The organism is Nostoc sp. C057, from assembly GCF_013393925.1.
Taxonomy (GTDB): Bacteria; Cyanobacteriota; Cyanobacteriia; order Cyanobacteriales; family Nostocaceae; genus Nostoc; species Nostoc muscorum_A.
On the sequence record NZ_CP040281.1, the window covers coordinates 920671 to 939383 of the forward strand.

At 41.8% G+C, this 18713-nt stretch carries 16 protein-coding genes; 10 read left to right on the plus strand and 6 right to left on the minus strand.

Going from position 1 to position 18713, the window contains the following annotated elements:
* The first annotated feature begins 266 nt into the window (after positions 1–266).
* The 10 genes from FD724_RS03840 (at position 267) to FD724_RS03885 (ending at position 12975) form a co-directional block, all read left to right on the plus strand.
* Positions 267–1595 carry a hypothetical protein gene (locus FD724_RS03840; RefSeq protein WP_179071638.1) on the plus strand — a complete coding sequence of 443 codons (1329 nt, stop codon included), beginning with the start codon at positions 267–269 and terminating at the stop codon, positions 1593–1595.
* Between the two features lie 2444 nt (positions 1596–4039).
* The gene (locus tag FD724_RS03845) at positions 4040–4300 is read left to right on the plus strand and encodes a hypothetical protein (protein WP_147262565.1); all 261 of its coding nucleotides are present in this window, start codon (positions 4040–4042) and stop codon (positions 4298–4300) included.
* Between the two features lie 20 nt (positions 4301–4320).
* Positions 4321–6027, plus strand: a complete 1707-nt coding sequence (locus FD724_RS03850; RefSeq protein ID WP_179071639.1) for an RluA family pseudouridine synthase — start codon at positions 4321–4323, stop codon at positions 6025–6027.
* A gap of 783 nt (positions 6028–6810) precedes the next feature.
* Complete coding sequence (locus tag FD724_RS03855; protein ID WP_179071640.1) at positions 6811–7932, plus strand: LLM class flavin-dependent oxidoreductase; 1122 nt, start codon at positions 6811–6813, stop codon at positions 7930–7932.
* A 163-nt stretch (positions 7933–8095) separates the two neighbouring features.
* Positions 8096–8302: an RRXRR domain-containing protein gene (locus FD724_RS03860; RefSeq protein WP_179071641.1), complete on the plus strand. Its 207-nt coding sequence runs from the start codon at positions 8096–8098 to the stop codon at positions 8300–8302.
* Between the two features lie 121 nt (positions 8303–8423).
* On the plus strand, positions 8424–9089 hold the full coding sequence (locus FD724_RS03865) for a cysteine dioxygenase family protein (protein ID WP_179071642.1): 666 nt from the start codon (positions 8424–8426) through the stop codon (positions 9087–9089).
* Positions 9082–9843, plus strand: coding sequence for a class II aldolase/adducin family protein (locus tag FD724_RS03870; RefSeq protein ID WP_179071643.1), 762 nt, complete (start codon positions 9082–9084; stop codon positions 9841–9843). Before FD724_RS03865 ends, FD724_RS03870 begins: the two co-directional genes overlap by 8 nt.
* Before the next feature lie 236 nt (positions 9844–10079).
* The gene (locus FD724_RS03875; protein WP_179071644.1) at positions 10080–11198 is read left to right on the plus strand and encodes a sulfonate ABC transporter substrate-binding protein; all 1119 of its coding nucleotides are present in this window, start codon (positions 10080–10082) and stop codon (positions 11196–11198) included.
* Positions 11199–11304: 106 nt separating this feature from the next.
* Entirely contained in the window at positions 11305–12123 is an 819-nt protein-coding gene (locus tag FD724_RS03880; protein ID WP_179071645.1) for an NADPH-dependent oxidoreductase, read from the plus strand.
* 630 nt (positions 12124–12753) lie between these two features.
* Entirely contained in the window at positions 12754–12975 is a 222-nt protein-coding gene (locus FD724_RS03885) for a ferredoxin-thioredoxin reductase variable chain (protein WP_179075401.1), read from the plus strand.
* Between the two features lie 5 nt (positions 12976–12980).
* On the opposite strand, the gene FD724_RS03890 is transcribed toward FD724_RS03885, so the two are convergent.
* The 6 genes from FD724_RS03890 to FD724_RS03915 form a co-directional block, all read right to left on the minus strand.
* Positions 12981–13202, minus strand: coding sequence for a hypothetical protein (locus FD724_RS03890; RefSeq protein ID WP_114084842.1), 222 nt, complete (start codon positions 13200–13202; stop codon positions 12981–12983).
* A 127-nt stretch (positions 13203–13329) separates the two neighbouring features.
* Positions 13330–14121 carry a YdcF family protein gene (locus FD724_RS03895; protein WP_179075402.1) on the minus strand — a complete coding sequence of 264 codons (792 nt, stop codon included), beginning with the start codon at positions 14119–14121 and terminating at the stop codon, positions 13330–13332.
* Positions 14122–14264: 143 nt separating this feature from the next.
* The gene (locus tag FD724_RS03900) at positions 14265–14771 is read right to left on the minus strand and encodes a hypothetical protein (protein WP_179071646.1); all 507 of its coding nucleotides are present in this window, start codon (positions 14769–14771) and stop codon (positions 14265–14267) included.
* Between the two features lie 237 nt (positions 14772–15008).
* Positions 15009–16538 carry an AAA family ATPase gene (locus FD724_RS03905; protein ID WP_179071647.1) on the minus strand — a complete coding sequence of 510 codons (1530 nt, stop codon included), beginning with the start codon at positions 16536–16538 and terminating at the stop codon, positions 15009–15011.
* 100 nt (positions 16539–16638) lie between these two features.
* Positions 16639–17244 (minus strand): 50S ribosomal protein L25/general stress protein Ctc, encoded by a 606-nt coding sequence (locus FD724_RS03910; RefSeq protein ID WP_179071648.1) that lies wholly within the window; start codon positions 17242–17244, stop codon positions 16639–16641.
* A gap of 97 nt (positions 17245–17341) precedes the next feature.
* Entirely contained in the window at positions 17342–18685 is a 1344-nt protein-coding gene (locus tag FD724_RS03915) for an adenylosuccinate synthase (protein WP_114084848.1), read from the minus strand.
* Positions 18686–18713 lie beyond the last annotated feature (28 nt).

Below are 18713 nucleotides of genomic sequence, written 5' to 3' on the forward strand. Positions count from 1 at the left end.
GCAACATATCGCTTGGGGAAGGGGTAAATTCAAACCTTTTCCCCTTAATCCAAAGAGGTTGCCTACACACTAGTAATAATAAATACCTTTTATGGTATGTGACTGCCGCCATGCAATCACACAAAAAGACAAAGGTGCCAGTTCCTTTCTCTTGATCCTCTCTTTGGCAGAGGTATTATTTTTCAGACAAATTTTTTAATATACGGAATGACTCAAGTATGGTTACACTACCGACATAGTAATCACTGTTGGTGGAATACCGAGCGATGTATAAAAATGTTAAAAGATTTACTGCTATTTTTCTGTTGGTCTTTCTGTTGATTGTTTCTATCAACTTTGCAGTAATTGCTCAAAATAGTTCAGATGGCCCTTCTGTAAATTTTGCATCGCCTCAGATATGTTCAGTGCCTCCTGGTCTGAAAACTCAACAAGTCATTGCCGACAATGGTCGTAATCTAGTTAAGATGGGCGATCGCATCAGGGTAAGAGTTGAAGGATTATCAGCAGCCATCAAAAATACAACGGCTAATGCCAGCAATTCATTTGATCCTCGACAATTAGTGTTGTACCTGGATGGTTATGAACTAGAGGATGTTCACGGAGAACCAGTCATCGTCATGGTTCCGGGTAAAGATCAACAAAAAATTGTTGATGATAATTGGTTAGCTTTTCGGCTTGAACGTACCGACTCGTCTCAAGCTGCATGGAATACGCTTCTTAGCCAGGCAAATAGATACAGTATTAACGTAATAGCGGGGGTAGGCTGTCCCAGAAAACTGGCGATTCCGGTGAGCAATCCTCTATCACCTCCTCAATTAAAAATAGTTCTGTTATCGTGGCGATTTTGGCTGTGTCTGCTTCTAGTGCTGTCTATTATATTAATATTCATTAGGTATTGCCGAAGCACTCTTCGTAGCCCTGGAATAGAAGGGGTTTACTCTAAAAAAGAGGTGATTGGTGGCCAAGAACTGTTGATTCCAGAAAAGGCGGAACTTGAAAAAGAAGATCGAAAAACCCGAATTGCTCAATTTTTTCTTGGTAGAAAAAAACTAAACAAAAACCCGTTCAGTTTATCGATATCTCAACTTGCTTTTTGGACATTTCTCATTTTTGGCTCTTACCTGATTATCTATGGCATAACAGGAGATTATACCAATATTTTGACTCAACAATCACTAATATTATTGGGAATCAATTCTATCACTGCGTTTGGTACTTCCTTAATTGATGGACAGGGAAATGAGAGAAATAAAAAAGGTAGTCAACGAGTTTCTGAAGGTTTTTTCTATGATATATTATCGGATATTAATGGAGTTAACTTTCACCGCTTTCAAACATTTATTTGGACAGTTGCGATTGGGCTTTTCTTTGTTTGGGAGGTCATTAAAAATCTGGCAATGCCGGAATTTGATGAAACACTTTTGACACTTCAAGGAATCAGTGCTGCAACATATCTTGGGCTTAGAGGGCAAGAGCAGCATGGTATGACAAAAGAGGCAGAATCTACAACTATAGAAGATAACGCATCTGAACAACCGCTTCCACCAGCACAAGACAATCCACCAGAGAGTGATTCATCGATTCCTGCTAGTTAACATCACAACCCAAATATCAGCAGTGTAACCTCGGCAATTGCTGGCGCTACAGTCGAACGTACCGAGTCAGACATGTCTACCAGTGCCAAAAATGCAAATTTAAAGTCATGTTGTTTTTCAGGAAAATTATTTGGCTTGTTGTCCGTCTGATGTCGTCTGAATGCTTGCGGATAGGAAAGATTCACCTATTAACAGAGACTCATCGACGCTCAAATTTGTAGACTCAATCACCACAGCATCCGCACTAACTCTATCTCTTTTTTACTTGAGGCGATCGCCTCAAGTAAAATGGATATCGCCCTATGATAGATTCAATCTCGATTTTATGAGCCATTTTTTGCTCTACAAATTAATTAACTTATACCAATTTAATATGAAGTTGCACATATCTTGATCCCCCTAAATCCCCCTTAAAAAGGGTGACTTTGATAGATGTTTTTCCGGTTCCCCCCTTTATTAAGGGGGGCTAGGGGGGATCGAATTCTATGCAGCTTCATAAAAAATTGGTATTAGAAGGTAATGGTTTAAGAAGAACAGGCAGCGACGCTACTAACTTTATAGTTGCATCAGGACAAGAAGCCAATTATAGTTCGATCTTGAATAGTCTATAGTGTAAATCTTATTGTCGCGGAAGTTATAAGAATTTGCACCTTCATTTGTAGTGCTTGAGCCACTTACTCCAATATTTACACTATCACTAAAATTTTTAATGTAGACGTTATCAACTCCCCCAAATATAGTATCTAATTGCACTAGATATAGGGGATTGCAAAATGTTTCTACATCATCTAGACAAAGGTTAAAAATTACTATTTTAGCCATTAGACTATTTGGTGGTTCAGGATTTTATTGAAAAGTGTTTAACTGTCACTATATGCCCCTTAATCTATCTTTTTAGGCTACGAAGTACACACATCTATACACACGAAGCAAAACATCGCGTGATCCTCCTAAATCTTCCTTGATTAAGGGGGATTTTGACATTTATTACCGCCCTTAAAAAGGGGGTGGGGGATCTAAAACCTTTGGGGCAACTCTAAAAGAATTGTATGTACACCGTAGCTTTTTAAGGGAGAGGAACCGGAATTAAAGTCACCTTTAGCAAGGGGAATTCAGAGGTATCTAAAACTTTTGATACTGAAAAGATAACTGTTCAAACATCCTCTTAAATGCGTTTGCCTTAGTGCCCCATCGAACCTACGTACATTACACCAAAATTATTGTAATTTGACCTTGAATAGTCTATAGTGTTGAACTTACTATCATTAATGCTATAGCCACCTGTCCCTACATGCTTAATGTCTCCTGTACCTGTGCTATTTATATTTACGGAGTCACTGTTATTGGATATATAAATGTACGGAGAACCTCCCCATACAGTAGATACTTCTGTAGGACTTAGATTGTCTTGCAATGCCTTTACACTAATATAGTGTAAACTTAAAACTACTATTTTTGGCATGTTTTTATTTCCTTTCACAATATAAATGCAATTTCATTTTACATGATTAATCAAAACAGGTGTAATCTGATTTTTAAAATCTCTAGGAGTTAAGAAAAAAACTATTAATTCGAGCAGTAATTTAGTTTTTTCTCAAATTTGGGATCTTGTTTACCTTCAAGCAAAGAACTAAAGTACTGATCAGGGAGAACTCACAGGATTTCTAAAACCCTTGCTGGATAAGAATCTTGATGAAAAATTGGCTAAATTCTAAACCTCGCAAACCTTTACTATGAAAGGATTATTAGCCTTTAGATGCGTTTACACTAGCGGCATGGCTGTAAAGGTTGTCTCTTTCATATTGAAGTTCTCTTGACGTGAAAGCTAGCTAGTAAAGTACTGTAACCTATTTTAATTTATTTTTTGTTTAGGCTCTATTAAGACATATTTGACTTTTTTTTGTCTCAAAATATTAGCTTTTTATCTAGTAGTTTTTAATCTACGTTGTCAAATTACCGAGAAATAATTAATACGATATAAGTGATAAATGATTTATATATTCATCGCTAGTGTAATTCTTTCTGTACGTCTGTATATAGCACAGTTAAAATGCAGAAAGTCCTTATACAGTATAGTATTTAATGATAAATAGCAAGTCATTATCTTAGACTATATAAGTTTAAATATCTCACTTTTGACAGTTAATTTTAAGACAAAAATAATTTGATTATGTCCTGAAAATTTATACATAGAGATAATTATTTTATTAAATCTTTATATGAAATATTTTTTCAACATAAAAGCTTCATATAAGAACTATTGAAATTATAGTTGATAGTGTAAAAATTGAAGAGTCAAACCAACTCCTCAAAAAATAAGATGAACCGAAACAAGAAAATTTTTGACTCAATTAATGATTGTTGGACTCTGAGTGCTGGTAAATAATCAGAGAACAGTTTGCAATGTTGAAATCAAAAAAATTCTGATTCAAAAAAGTAATGTAATGGCTAAAATAGTAATTTCTGACTTACGTTCTATTGATGTAGAAATATTTCTGCACGGGCTAGCTCCAGTACAATTAGAGACAATATTCGGTGGTGCTTCTGATATCTACATAAGCAATGTTCCTGATAGTGTAATTGATCAATTATCTGATGTAACTAGTAAACTGTCTACATTGATTCCTTCGTTAAATTTGGATAATAACAAGTTTCTTACCGTTGACTTCTCAAAATTAAATATAAATTTTGTCTTTGCTAGTTAAAAGTCTCCTATAAACGCTGTATGGTAGTTCTGCACGCACTTTCAGATTTCATCGACTGCGATTTTGCTGTCAGCGATTTATCTCCGAGTTATTGGTACGAAGGGCATTGTCTTGAAAGTGGCGATTGCTTAAGATTACCCCGCACCTCAATGTCCGAAGCGATCGCTCACGGACTCATGCAACAACTTGCAAAGAATGACTGTTATTCTCGTGAAGGTAAGATGTATGGAATACTGTTGGTTGAACTGCCTAATGGCGAACAACGGGTGCTGAAAGCCTTTTCCGGTCTTTTGAATGGTTGCAGTTTGGTTGCAGGTTGGGTTCCACCAATTCCAGGACGAGACGAAGTTGCTTTAGAGGAAGCCTGCACTTTAGCTGAGTTGGACAAGATTAAGCAGGAAATCCTTAGTCTGAAGCAATTAACTGAACGTCAGCAGTATAAAACCCTATCTGATGAATTTGAGCGACAATTGCAAGCAATGAGCGATCGCCATCGTCATTGCAAACACCAACGACAGGAAAAACGTCAGCAAATCTGCAATACGCTCACTCCAGAAGCACTCGCGATCGCCCTTGAACAACTCGATGAAGAAAGTCGTCAGCAGGGAATTGAACGACGACAACTTAAACGCCAACAAAATGAAGTATTACAGCCTCTCCAGGGTTTCATAGCAGCAACAGATGCGCGAATTAGCGAACTGAAACAAGAGCGTAAAGCCCTATCCCGACAATTACAAGCTCAGATGCAGGCTACCTACAGCCTGACTAATTTTTCCGGGCGATCGCTATCATTACAGCAATTGATGCCAGGAGGTTCGCCCACTGGCACAGGTGATTGTTGCGCCCCAAAGTTACTGCATTATGCGGCAACACATAATTTAAAACCACTAGCAATGGCGGAGTTTTGGTGGGGTGCGTCTTCAGTAAATCAGGATAAAATTCCGGGAGAATTTTATGGCGCGTGTATTGAACGATGTCAGCCATTGATGGGGTTTTTGCTCTCAGGGTTAAGACCTAACCCCCCAGCCCCCTTCCCTGCAAGGGAAGAGGGAGTAAGAAGCCCCTCCCCTATCAGGGGAGGGGTTTGGGGAGAGGTCACTTTACCGATTATTTATGAAGACGAATGGTTAATTGCTGTAAACAAACCTGCTGGATTACTTTCGGTACCTGGGCGTTATCGCGATCGCCAAGATAGTGTTTTGAGTCGCTTACGTCATCTGTTACCAGATGGTATGGCGCTTGTATCTGTGCATCGCCTAGATCAGGAAACTTCTGGGATTTTGTTATTAGCACGCGATCGCCAAACCCATAAGCAACTCAGCCAGCAGTTTCAGCAACGCCAGATTCACAAGGTTTATGAAGCCATACTTTCAGGTGTTGCGATCGCTGAACAAGGTGTAATTGACTTGCCATTGTGGAGAGATCCTGAAAATCGCCCTTATCAAAAAGTTGATTGGCAAAACGGTAAACCCAGCTTGACAAACTTCCAAGTAATATCGAGAGAACAAGATTACACCCGCATAGAATTTACGCCGCTAACAGGACGCACCCATCAATTGAGAGTTCATGCGGCTGATGTGCGAGGACTTGGGATTGCTATTTTAGGCGATCGCCTTTATGGATGCGATGCAGTTACCAGTCGCTTACATCTACACGCTAGAGAACTTCATTTTGAGCATCCACAGTTAAAAAAAACCTTGTATTTAAAAGCAATTACGCCCTTTTGACGGAACTCCCAAGAATCAAAGTATAGCTTTGTCTGCCCTAACAGTAGCCCTTTCAAGATGACTCGTAAAATCTCTTATCTTTTCTCAGCGCTCTCAGCGCCTCTGTGGTTAAAAAAATACTTTTAAACCGCAGAGGCGCAGAGGACACAGAGTATAGAGCTTAAAGAGGAATTTATTGACCAAAATTTTTACTCACTTTGAAAGGGCTAGCCCATTGCTTTTTTAATTTGTATGTGATAATTTTTGCTTGTAGTCAATTCAACGGTTATCCGACCGATTTGCCGTACTTGCGGAAGTCAATATCACAGCTAAAAAACTGCACAATAAACCTATCCAACGAATTATTGTGAGATTACTTCACAAGATTGCCTGATCTATCCTTGAAAATCCCTAGTGAGTGGTAAGAATGAGAGTGCTGGAGTTGACTTTTAGACTCTCATTCTTATCTTTTCTTTAATCAAAGGAGTAAAAAAAAGTTGTTGGCCCAGTTCAAAAAGTTATTATTTTTATTGCCACAACACTCAACAAATACCTTCATAGTTTATTAATTAGCGCTATTCGGGTCAATGCATAGCGATTCCTCTATGAGTAAACCTGCCCTATTTGTATGTAAAAAATTTGCTGCTAATCTAGCTGGTGCGGGCAAGGATCTGTTATTAAAAGTATTGGAAAAAAGAATATTCCGAAACAGAAATTTCACTATGTCTTCTTACCTCCAACTATTTAAGTAGAAAAGATAAATGGAGAACAATTCCCAATTCCCAATATAAAAAGAGATGCACCATGCCAATTGAATTTATTGGAATGATTGGAACGCGACAGATATCTGAGTTAGATGGGCCAAGAGTTGCAATCACGGGCGGTTCCATAGATGCTGCTTATGTTCGCAAGTTTGCTCAGGCTCATGAAGATGGTGGCTTTGATCGCGTGCTGGTTGGTTATGGCTCAACTGGCCCCGATAGCTTAACTGTGGCAGCGTTTGCGGCGGCTGCAACAGAACGGTTGAAGTTTTTAATCGCTCATCGCCCTGGTTTCGTGGCTCCTACGCTTTTTGCACGCAAGACAGCAACTTTGGATCATTTTACTAATGGTCGCATCGCCGTACACATTATTACAGGTGGCAGCGATGCTGAACAACAACGCGATGGTGATTGGCTTGACCATGATACTCGCTATCGCCGTACAGATGAATACCTTGATATTGTGCGCCGAGTGTGGGTGAGTGATACTCCCTTCGACTATGAGGGCGAATTCTATCGGGTGAAAGATGCTTACTCAGATGTGAAGCCTCTGCAACAGCCCCATATACCTGTGTACTTTGGAGGTGCTTCTGGTGCCGCAGTACCTGTGGGTGCAAAGCACAGTGATGTGTACGCTATGTGGGGAGAACCCATTGCAGCAATTAAAGAACGGATACTTGAAGTCAAAGCTGTAACACCACCAGGGCGATCGCCACGGTTCAGTGTATCTTTGCGGCCAATCTTGGGCGATACTGAGGAAAAGGCTTGGCAACGGGCACATTCAATTCTGTCGCGTGTTAAAGAAATTAGGGCGGCAAAAACAGACAATCAACCGCCGATAGCTCCCAGCTTGAATTCAGCACGTCCCGAAGCAGTGGGTTCCAGTCGTTTATTACAGTTTGCCCAAGAAAGCGAAATTTTTGATAAGCGCTTGTGGACTCCAATTGCTGCCGCTACTGGTGCTTATGGTAATACTACCGCCCTCGTTGGTACGCCGGAGCAAGTGGCAGAGTCCCTTGTGGATTACTATGATGCTGGAGTAACGACTCTATTGATTCGAGGATTTGATCCATTAGAAGATGCGATCGCTTACGGTCGTGATGTGATTCCCCTAGTCCGGGCAGAAGTGCAAAAGCGAGAGCGACAAGCAGCTGTTATTGCTTAGTACAGCTTTGGCTAATTAATACCTTAGTGTTTTGAAACGCAGATGCGCTTCGCCTTCCTACAAAGTAGGTACGTAGAATCTTTTCAAGTAATTTAACTAATCCCCATTTTCCATCTCAAATATTTGAAGACTGCTGTAAATAATTTGATTATTTCAAAATTGCATGACTAAAGTACTCATTCTCGATGCCAACCAACAACCGTTGTATCCAGTACGCATCAGCCATGCTAGGCTTCTATTGTCACAAGGTAAAGCTACTGTATTCCAGCGATATCCCTTTACTATCATTCTGAAGGAGTCTTTATCTAATTTAAAACTTGAGCAACTTGGCTTTAAAATTCATCCTAGTATTAAAATCACTCGTAATTGAATTCTTAACTACGAATTACGTACAGCCCTTTGGGCATGAAAACCGCGTAGCGTGCCGGAGGCTCTATTACGAATTACGAATTAGTTAATCTTAGTCGCCTCCCCAAGTGAGGAGTTTATAGATGACGAACCACACTATCTTAGAACCATTGCCAGAAGACCAATGGTTTATTGAGAGTCAGGAACTACGATCCTTTGTAGCAACAGTGCGGGAAATTAGCGCTATCACTGCTGGCGATCGCACACAAACTCTCGCTAGATTAGAACCCTATTTTCAAGAGCTGCTTGCCCAACAGGAATGGCTATCTGAAAAGTTTGCCCAAATTAATCCCGAAAGCAAGATGGGTGGTGGTATAGGTCAGTGGCTACTTTATCGCGCCAAAGATCGTTCTCTGTCAGTCTTCAGTTTGGTGATTCCCCCAGGTTCCACGACTCCTGTCCACGATCATTTAGCCTGGGGATTGATTGGTTTATACAAAGGCAACCAAGAAGAAACAGTCTACCGCCGTGTAGATAACGGCGATACTGAAGGACATGCACAATTACAAGTAACTGAAGTGCGGTCGCTTCAACCAGGCGATATCTACCGCCTTCTCCCCCCAGACGGTGATATCCACGCCGTCAAAACTACATCCCAGAGCGCATCTGTATCTATTCATATTCTGGGTAATGATACTGGTTGTATCTTGCGTCACCAGTTCATTCCAGAATCTCATAGCGTCAAATCCTTTCGCTCTGGATATTCCAACGCTCCCTGCAAAAAGGAAGAGGAAAAAGAATATGTCTAGGTATAGTAGACCACAAGTCCCTGTATTCGAGCGAGTTGAAGACGAACGCCTGCACCGCAAGCAACGCCTAGCCGCAGCCTTTCGCCTATTTGGTAAATTTGGTTTCAGCGAAGGAATCGCAGGCCATATTACGGCTCGCGATCCAGAATTTACAGACCATTTTTGGGTTAATCCACTAGGAACATACTTCGGTCATATCCGAGTTTCTGACCTGATATTAGTTAACAGAGAAGGTGAGGTGGTTAAAGGCGATGCTGAAGTGAATCGAGCTGCTTTCGCCATCCATTCTCAGATTCATGAAGCCCGGCCTGATGTCATCGCGGCGGCTCATGCTCATTCAATTTATGGTAAAGCCTGGTCTAGTTTAGGTCGTCTCCTTGACCCCTTGACCCAAGATTCATGTGCTTTTTACGAAGATCATGCGCTGTTTGACGATTTCACAGGTGTGGTTTTAGAAACTTCTGAAGGTCAACGACTGGCGCAAACTTTGGGGCCAAAGAAAGCCATAATTCTCCGTAACCACAGCATTTTAACTGTGGGACAGACGGTAGATGAAGCAGCCTTTTGGTACATTAGTTTAGAGCGATCGTGCCAAGCCCAACTGCTGGCAGAAGCTGCGGGTAGACCAACTATTATCAAACACGAAACAGCCCGTTTGACACAAACTCAAGTGGGGTCACGTATAAGTGGGTGGTTCAGTTTCCAGCCGCTTTACGACAGAATTGTACGTGAAGAACCTGATTTGCTGAATTAGTAATATATTTTTTGATACTAGGATAATAAGTAGGGGAAGTATTAGTTTTTCCACTTTCCATTCTTTTTATTAAAGGAACAGGCAACAGGGCAGTTGTTGGACGGGGATTTAAAACATCGTCCAACACAATGTCTGTTCCCTCGACCAAAGGTTAGTCAAATTTCCCTGAATTTATTTATATACTCCGGTAAACCTATAAGTTTATAGTATTCACATAGCTCAGAGAAATCATTTTGATGATTAACCTAATCTTTCGCCGTTTCATTGCCAAGTGGATATCGTTGGTAAAAATCAGGAATATCCCATTTAACAACCAGCGCAAATTATTCTTTTCTTCTCCTTTGCCAATTACGGGGGCTTTTGTTACAGGGCTGTGTCTGAGCGTGCTATTTGCTGCCTGTTCATCGCCATCGACTGTTACTTCTTCTAATCCTAGTGCGACATCTGTTAGTAATTCTGCTTCCACTAAAGCCACAGTATTAAGATTTGGCTATCAAAAATCGAATATATTGCTGAGAAACAAAGGTGTCTTAGAAAAGCGTTTGTCACCAGATGGAATATCTGTAGAATGGATCGAATTTCCGGCGGGGCCACAATTGCTAGAAGCGATGAATGTGGGTAGTATTGATTTTGGACACGTAGGAGAATCACCGCCAATATTTGCCCAAGCAGCAGGAGCATCATTAACTTACGTCGCTGGTATTGCTTCTAGTCCTGCTGGTTCAGCAATTCTTGTTCCTCAGAATTCCTCAATTCAAAAACTTACTGACTTGAAAGGTAAAAAAGTTGCTTTTCAAAAGGGTTCTAGTGCCCACTTATTGTTAGTCCAAGCTTTAGAAAAAGCAGGATTAAAATATACAGACATTGAGCCTAAATATTTGCCGCCGGCTGATGCCCGCGCTGCATTTGTCAAGGGTAGTGTAGATGCCTGGGTAATTTGGGACCCTTTCTATGCAGCCGCTCAAGAGGCAACTAAAGCCAGAGTTCTGATTGATGGGACAGGAATTAATAAACAGGGAGGATATTATTTGGGAACCCGTAAATTTGTCACTGAAAATCCCCAAACTGTCAAGGCAGTTTTAGAAGAAATTCAAAGCCTAGAAGAATGGTCTAAACAGCATCGAGAAGAGGTAGCACAAACTCTATCATCTGTGCTAGCAATTGACATAGCAACAATGAGAAAAGCTACTAATAGACGAACTTTTGGAATTGTGCCAATTGATGATAATCTGATAGCTTTACAACAAAAGGTTGCTGATACATATTATCAGTTGAAGCTGATTCCTAAACAAGTTAATGTCAAAGATGGAGTGCTAACGCAAGAGCAATATGCTGCATTCTCACCAAAGATTTAGACCAGAATCATAAATTTGTTGTAGAGGCATAGCCATGTGTGGATGTATGCCTCTATGAATGGAATTGGTGTTAGTAATAAAATATCGGAAAATTTGGGAGTTGATTATGACTAATCCTATAGAACTACTGCGATCGCGCTACGGTGAAATTCCCTTCAATCCCGAAGAATGGAATGATTCTCTGACGGCACTATTATCTCATCGTTCCATCCGGTCTTATCTATCCGATCCTTTACCAGCAGGAACTCTGGAGTTGTTAATTGCAGCCGCCCAATCTGCATCTACTTCCTCTAATTTACAAACCTGGAGTGTGGTAGCAGTTGAAGATCCAGAACGTAAAGAAGAGTTATCTAAATTAGCTGGGAACCAAGCACATATTAAGCAGGTTCCTTTATTCTTGGTTTGGTTAGCAGACTTGGCGCGTCTAAGTTACGTTGCTGACAGTCGCGGCATATCTCATGATGCGCTGGAATACTTGGAAATGTTTGTGATGGCAACAATTGATGCAGCTTTGGCGGCGCAAAACGCAACAGCCGCAGCCGAGTCACTCGGTTTAGGAACAGTATATATCGGCGGAATCAGGAACCACCCGCAAGAGGTAGCAGAGATATTGAATTTACCCTCCTCTGTGTATGCTGTATTTGGGCTGTGTGTAGGCTATCCAAATCCAGAGGTAGAAGCAGCGATTAAGCCAAGATTGCCACAATCAGCCGTGTTGCACCGCGAAACTTATAAATTGGCAGAGCAAGAAGAAGCGATCGCTCACTACAACGAGATCATCAAAGAATTCTATACTGAACAAAAGATGAATGTCCCTGGTGATTGGTCAGAACATTCAGCTCAAAGGATCGCAACTGTTGAGTCATTGAGAGGACGCGATCGCTTGCGGGAAGCTCTCAATCATCTTGGCTTCAAGTTACTCTAGAATAATTAATGAGTACAATCGATACTTGTTTGATTCAGATCGGAGTGTTTCTGAGATTTCTAAGACATTACCCGCTTCAGTAGGACAGATAGCCCACTAGCCCTGCTGCGCCGACAATTTGTAAGACAAATGGGATAATTAGCACTAATTTCAAGGGAATTTTTCGGGATTTTTGGGATTGGTTGGGGCGTTGGCCTAGCCTCTCCTTGGCAGAATCGCTAATCATGTTGTTCCAGGAATTGTGTAAAATATTCTCCTGACCAGATGTTAAAACCCCTTATACAAATGAAGGGTTTTAGAATACCCCGAAAACTTTCAGTTACCCTGAAGATAAAAGGGTTATATCTCTTGCCAAAGTACTAAGCACATCTGAAGTATTGCTTTATTTTCTTTTGTTTGCCTGTTTTTGGGGCAAAACAGAGGTTGAGGGCAATATTTATTAACGCGGCAAAAAAGTTAGAAAACTATGCACGGATTGCTAAGACGTGCCTGGACGCAGAGGGTTCAATGCGCCGTCGCACCCCTGTGAAGCGTCAAGAAATAGCTGATTAAATAGAATTTTAACCGATTTAATCATATATTTTGTAGCAGATACTTGTGGAAAAGCAAATGCTAGGTGTAAATGTTGTTATGAAAGTTGGCGATCGCGTCCGCGTTAAAGATTCGGTAGTAGTGTATCATCATCCTGAACATCGGAATCAGGCTTTTGACATCAAAGGCACAGAAGGCGAAGTAGTCAATATTGCCACCCAATGGCGAGACAGACCCGTAAGCGCTAATTTGCCGATTGTAGTCCAGTTTAGTAAAAAATTTAAAGCCCATTTACGTGAAAATGAGTTAGAAGTCATCTAAATCACTTATCGGCGGCGAAACCACTGAAAAATATTCAGTTCGCCGCGCATTCTATTTAGCTCTTGGCGGTTCTGCTCTGCTGTTGTATAATACCACTCACAATAACGCTGAAACTCTGACCTTGAGTGAACTTCGTGGTAGAACTGGTGAGTTGTTTGGTAAGCAGCAAAAGCTTCCTCAACTTGGGGTTGAGGCGATGGCATAATATAAGGTAAGTTTTTAGACATAAAGTTAATTTAGTTAGTCATTTGTCATTTGTCATTAAGAGTTTGAAGTTAAAACTTTGGAATTAAGGCAATTACCGCATTTTATAATTAATAACTCATAACTCATAATTCCTAACTCATAACATTATTAAAGCCAACCGCGTAAGCGATAAATTAAAGAACCAATATACTCTTTTAAAGCGCTGGTAAATTGGTGCAAGTTGTCGGTATCAGGTAATAAATTTAGTATAGCGGCTTTGGGAGTGCCACCAAGTTCTTGCATTTCACCCTGACTAACTAAAAAGTCTGTGGGTGCAGGAATAACATTAATTCCTTGACGCTGAAAAATATTAAGCGATCGCGGCATGTGCATTGCCGAAGTAACTAATAATACTTGCTTGATCCCACGAGATTCTAAAATTTTTCGGACATTTACAGCATTTTGATAAGTATTGAGAGATTCAGGTTCCTGAATAATCGCTTCCGATGGAATACCAATAGATGTAAGTATTGTTGCCATATCTGCCGACTCTGGTGAACCGCCACCACGCCAATCAATGCGACCCCCGCTAAGAATGATTATAGGCGCTCTTTTTTGGCGATATAGTTGTGCGGCATAAATCACGCGATCGCCCGATTCACTCAAATCAACGGTAGGTCTTGGAGGAAAAGCTGATTTAGTTGCGCCACCCAAAACCACAATCGCTTCTGCAACTGGTATTTGGGCGAGTGGCAGATTTTGCCATTCTAGCGATCGCACTAATGATTTAGCAATCCAAGCGTTACTACAAAATAGTAACAAAGTTAGGGCAAAAGCAATTGCGATCGCCGCAGTGCGCGGTCGTTTCCACAAGGTGACTAATGCTATCACCAAACTTACACAGGCTAATCCTAGTGGATAAAAAAATAGTGGCAGTAATTTGGAAAGATATAAAAACATAGTGGGGAATGGGGAATGGGGAATGGGGAGCAGGGGGACAAGGGGACAAGAGGTGAGAACTTGAAACAAGTCTTTCCCCTTGTCCCCAATTCTCCTTGTCCCCAAGTCCTCTTCCAAATTCCCAATTCCCAATTCCCAAATTACTACCTTTCCCAAAACTTGAAATTGATACTACTTCCAGGAGCGCGACGGTAACGGCGGGTGTTCCTTCTCGTTTGCCGTTTGTTGATTCTGTCGTTTGTTGGTTCAACTTCGCCCTCTTCTAATTCTTCAACTTGCAACTGAGTTCTAGTTTCTTCCTTACTTCCCCACCAAGCAGTAATCCAGCCTCCAGCTAAAGCGCCTATTCCACCCAGCAAGATACTCATGGGTGCTGGATACCCCAAATATACAAAGCCAAGCATGAAAAATAACCAGTATTTTAGACCTGTATCAACACCATCAGAGGAGGCTACATTTGGTGCCTGCGGGCTATTATCGGTTACATTCGTGATCCAGCTTAAGATGAAACCGCCCATGATTCCTAAGAAGATACTTAGGGCTGGTGCGGAGCCGGTCATGATTAATATAAATGTTAAAAATGCCCCAAATAACAATTGAGAAAAGAAGCTGGGAGAAATACTCAAAAAGTCGTTCTTTTTGTCTGCCATATAGTAAAAAAAAGGCTATCAACTAGATACCAATTCGTAGTTCGTAATTTTCGGTTCAATTACGAATTACGTTAGCATAGCGCTAGCAAGTCCGCGACCTCTATGAGGAAGCAAGCTAAACATAGCGTCTGTCTACGACACGCTGCGCGAACGTAGAAAGCGTCATTACGAATTACGTTAGCGTAGAGGGGCGTTCGCTTTTAGCGTCTCGCAGAGAAGCCCATTACGAATTACGAATTATTTTAATTGTGCCTCTTGTGATTGAGTTGTATCCAAAATCTTTACGTAGACTTGTTCTTCTTCAGTGAAAGGTTCGGCTTGTTTGATTTGTGAGGCTAATAAATCGGCGGTAGCATCAGCAATATCACCAGTGCGGTTGTTCAGCCGCTCTTTTAGAACTTCTAGCGGTGCTGTGCATTGGATAATCTGAAGAGGAATTTCGTACTTTGTAGCTTGAGCGATCGCTTCTTGCCGCAAATGCTGTTTATCATACTTGGCATCCAAAATCACTGAAAAACCTTGTTTAGCCAGAATAATGCCCAATTCCAGCAGCCTTGTGTAGGTTTTCTCAGTCATCTCAGGTGTATACAAATCATCGCCACCTTTTTCCCACAGGGAAATTCCGCCTAAATGTTTCCGCACCGCATCAGAACGCAGGTGAATCGCTCCCTGTTGACGAGCTAAATGTCTTGCTGTGGTACTTTTACCAGAACCCGACAACCCCGACATCAAAATTAGCTCTCCAACCTTTGGTTTAGTGTACTCCCAAGCCTGTTTGTAATACTCACTGGCGGTTTTTGTCGCCTCTTCCTTTACCGCCGCAGGTACACCTGGATCGTCTAGCAAAAATGATGTCACCTTAGCCCTGACATAAGCCTGACGACTTAAATATAAAGGCAGCACTTGTAAACCTTCCCAGTCTCCAGTTTGCTCTATGTAGGCATTCAAAAACGCATTACCTAAGTCTTTGCGTTGCCGTGCTTCCAAATCCATCACCGTGAACGCCACATCATACATCACATCGACAAAGCGAAACGGCTCGTTAAACTCAATACAATCAAACAGCAATATTTTGTCGTTCCACAGGGCAATATTTCTCAGGTGTAAATCCCCGTGGCACTCACGAATATAATTGTTGTGAATTCTGCTAGCAAATAATTCTGAACGTTCGGCAAAAAACTTATCTGTATATTGCTTTGTTTCTGTAAATTGTTTCTGAGTCTGGGGGCCACCAATATAATTCTCAGTTTGCTGATAATTCTCATCAAAGGCAGCGCGGACTTTTGGCACTTCACCAAAACTGCGAATGTAATCATTCGTCTGTGCTTCGGCATGATATTGAGCTACTACCCGTCCCAACTCATCTAGGCGTGTCTCATCTAACTTACCCTGTTCAAAAAGCGAACTCAATAGCGACTCTTGAGGAAACTGCCGCATTTTCAGCACGTATTCTACAGCCTCGGCAGTTCCCCCTAACTGGTATTGCTCCCCTACCAAAGTTATAGGCAAAACTTCTAAATATAGTTCACCAGCACCCCTCTGATTTAACCGCAACTCTTCCTGACAAAAATGCTGCCGCTTCTCTAAGGTGGAAAAATCCAAAAAGCCAAAATTCATCGGTTTTTTCAGCTTATAGGCATAATCCCCAGTCAGCAGCACATAAGAAATGTGAGTTTGAATTAGCTGAATTGGTTCTGTTACTGGATGGGGATAAAATCCAGGCTGCAACATTTGCTGGATTAAGACTGGAAGAGTCGCTTCTGTCATCTCTGTCCTCTGCGCTCTCTGCGCCTCTGCGGTTCAAATACAAAAAAACCAGGAGTTTTCCCCCTGGTATCATCAAAAATTATTACACAGTTTACCTAGCTTAAGAAGCTGCTTCAGTTTCAGTTTCAGTCCCAGCATCTTCAGCGCTAATTTGTGGTGGCAAAACGCTCACAACAAGTCGTTCCAATTCAGCTAGAGGTGTTACACCTTCAGGAAAAGGTATATCACTAATACTCAAACTGTCTCCAATTTGCAGGTTAGTGACATCGATTTCAATTACATCTGGGATGTTTTCTGGCGCACAACTTACTTGCAATTCAGTGATTACGGTGTCTAACACACCACCCTCTTGTTTAACACCAACAGCAGTTCCCACAAAACGCAGGCGCACTTCTACCGTAGTGTCGCCGTGACCAGCAACCGCGAAAAAGCTGAGGTGGTAGGGTGTACCTTTTGCTGGATGGATCTGAAGTTCCCGCAATAGAGCTTTGCCGCGCCAGGGTGCATCAGCAATGTTTAATTCAATTAAGGTATTGTTGACTGAAACTCTTTTGAGCAAACGTTCAACAGTTTTAGCCTCAATGGTCAAAGAAATGGACTCTGTACCCTTATGACCATACAAATTGGCAGGTATCAATCCAGAACGGCGCAAAGCTCTTGGCTTGCTGCCTTCTGGACGTTTTAGAGATTCGACTGTAATAGCCATAGAAATTGTCCTTTGTCAGTTGTCAGTTGTCATTTGTCATTTGTCATTTGTCAGTTGTCATTTGCTAATGACCAATGACTAATGACCAATGACTAATTTACGCACTTAGCAAGGTAGCAGGTGTGCCGTCAGCCTGCAATAAAGCGCGTTTGGGCCCGTGGATGGGGTCTTCTACGATTATTGTTTGATCGCGGCTTGCTCCTAGTGAGACGATCGCGATCGGGACTTCCATTAATTCAGCGAGGAATTTTAGATAGTCCAGTGCTTGCTGTGGCAAGTCTTCCAGGGTGCGGCATTCGGTTGTTGACACTTTCCACCCTGGTAAGGTTTTGTAGATGGGGCGACATCTAGCAAATTGACGAGAACTGGTGGGGAAGTGTTCGCTACGTTGACCATCGATGTCATAAGCTACACAAACTTGAATTTCCTCTAATTCATCGAGGACATCCAGTTTGGTGAGCGCCATACAATCCATGCCGTTAATTCGCACAGCATAGCGACCAATGACCGCATCAAACCAGCCACAGCGCCGTTTGCGTCCGGTGGTTGTGCCAAATTCTGCACCGCGATCGCACAACAATTCTCCTAACTCTCCATCCAATTCTGTGGGAAATGGCCCCTCTCCCACCCGCGTTGTGTAGGCTTTCGACACGCCAATTACCCGGTCAATCATTGTCGGCCCTACCCCTGTACCAACGCAAGCCCCCCCAGCAACAGGATTAGAAGAGGTGACATAAGGATAAGTTCCATGATCTAAGTCAAGGAGCGTACCTTGTGCGCCTTCAAACAAAATATTGCGCCGTCGCTGAATCGCATCGTATATCTTTAACGATGTATCAATAACGTAAGGGCGCAAACGTTCTGCATACCCTAAATACTGCTCAATAACCTCTTGTGGATCTAGAGGCGGCAAGTTGTAAAGCTTTTCTAAAATGACGTTTTTATAATTAATCGTCCACTCTAACTGCTCACGTAGCTCATCCGGGTTCATCAAGTCTAAAACTCGGATGCCTGTACGTTCAGATTTATCAGCATAAGTCGGCCCAATGCCCCGACCTGTTGTGCCGATCTTATGGCTTCCCCGTCGTTCTTCAGATGCCTGGTCAATCAACCGATGATAAGGCATCGTTACGTGGGCTGTCTCAGATATCAGCAGGTGGTCAGTGGAAATATTTAGTTCTTTTAGTTGGTCGAGTTCTGCAATCAAAATCTGTGGATCGATTACTGTTCCACAGCCGATAATGCAATCGGTATTTGGATACAAAATACCAGAGGGAATCAAGTGTAGTTTAAAGGTCTGACCTTTAACTACAATCGTGTGTCCAGCATTGACACCCCCTTGGTAACGTACCACAACATCTGCGGAACGACTGAGTAAGTCAGTTATTTTACCTTTTCCTTCATCGCCCCATTGGGCACCTATGACAATGACGTTAGCCAAGAGCTTATATTAAGAAGTAAAGTTTCCA

Bases quoted from the DNA above. Each gene is read 5' to 3' on its own strand.
- FD724_RS03890 (WP_114084842.1), bottom strand. From the start codon at position 13,202: ATGTCTAAAAACTTACCTTATATTATGCCATCGCCTCAACCCCAAGTT.
- FD724_RS03860 (WP_179071641.1), top strand. From the start codon at position 8,096: ATGACTAAAGTACTCATTCTCGATGCCAACCAACAACCGTTGTATCCA.
- FD724_RS03840 (WP_179071638.1), top strand. From the start codon at position 267: ATGTATAAAAATGTTAAAAGATTTACTGCTATTTTTCTGTTGGTCTTT.
- FD724_RS03880 (WP_179071645.1), top strand. From the start codon at position 11,305: ATGACTAATCCTATAGAACTACTGCGATCGCGCTACGGTGAAATTCCC.
- FD724_RS03855 (WP_179071640.1), top strand. From the start codon at position 6,811: ATGCCAATTGAATTTATTGGAATGATTGGAACGCGACAGATATCTGAG.
- FD724_RS03870 (WP_179071643.1), top strand. From the start codon at position 9,082: ATGTCTAGGTATAGTAGACCACAAGTCCCTGTATTCGAGCGAGTTGAA.
- FD724_RS03905 (WP_179071647.1), bottom strand. From the start codon at position 16,538: ATGACAGAAGCGACTCTTCCAGTCTTAATCCAGCAAATGTTGCAGCCT.
- FD724_RS03850 (WP_179071639.1), top strand. From the start codon at position 4,321: ATGGTAGTTCTGCACGCACTTTCAGATTTCATCGACTGCGATTTTGCT.
- FD724_RS03845 (WP_147262565.1), top strand. From the start codon at position 4,040: ATGGCTAAAATAGTAATTTCTGACTTACGTTCTATTGATGTAGAAATA.
- FD724_RS03865 (WP_179071642.1), top strand. From the start codon at position 8,424: ATGACGAACCACACTATCTTAGAACCATTGCCAGAAGACCAATGGTTT.
- FD724_RS03910 (WP_179071648.1), bottom strand. From the start codon at position 17,244: ATGGCTATTACAGTCGAATCTCTAAAACGTCCAGAAGGCAGCAAGCCA.
- FD724_RS03885 (WP_179075401.1), top strand. From the start codon at position 12,754: ATGAAAGTTGGCGATCGCGTCCGCGTTAAAGATTCGGTAGTAGTGTAT.
- FD724_RS03895 (WP_179075402.1), bottom strand. From the start codon at position 14,121: ATGTTTTTATATCTTTCCAAATTACTGCCACTATTTTTTTATCCACTA.
- FD724_RS03875 (WP_179071644.1), top strand. From the start codon at position 10,080: ATGATTAACCTAATCTTTCGCCGTTTCATTGCCAAGTGGATATCGTTG.
- FD724_RS03900 (WP_179071646.1), bottom strand. From the start codon at position 14,771: ATGGCAGACAAAAAGAACGACTTTTTGAGTATTTCTCCCAGCTTCTTT.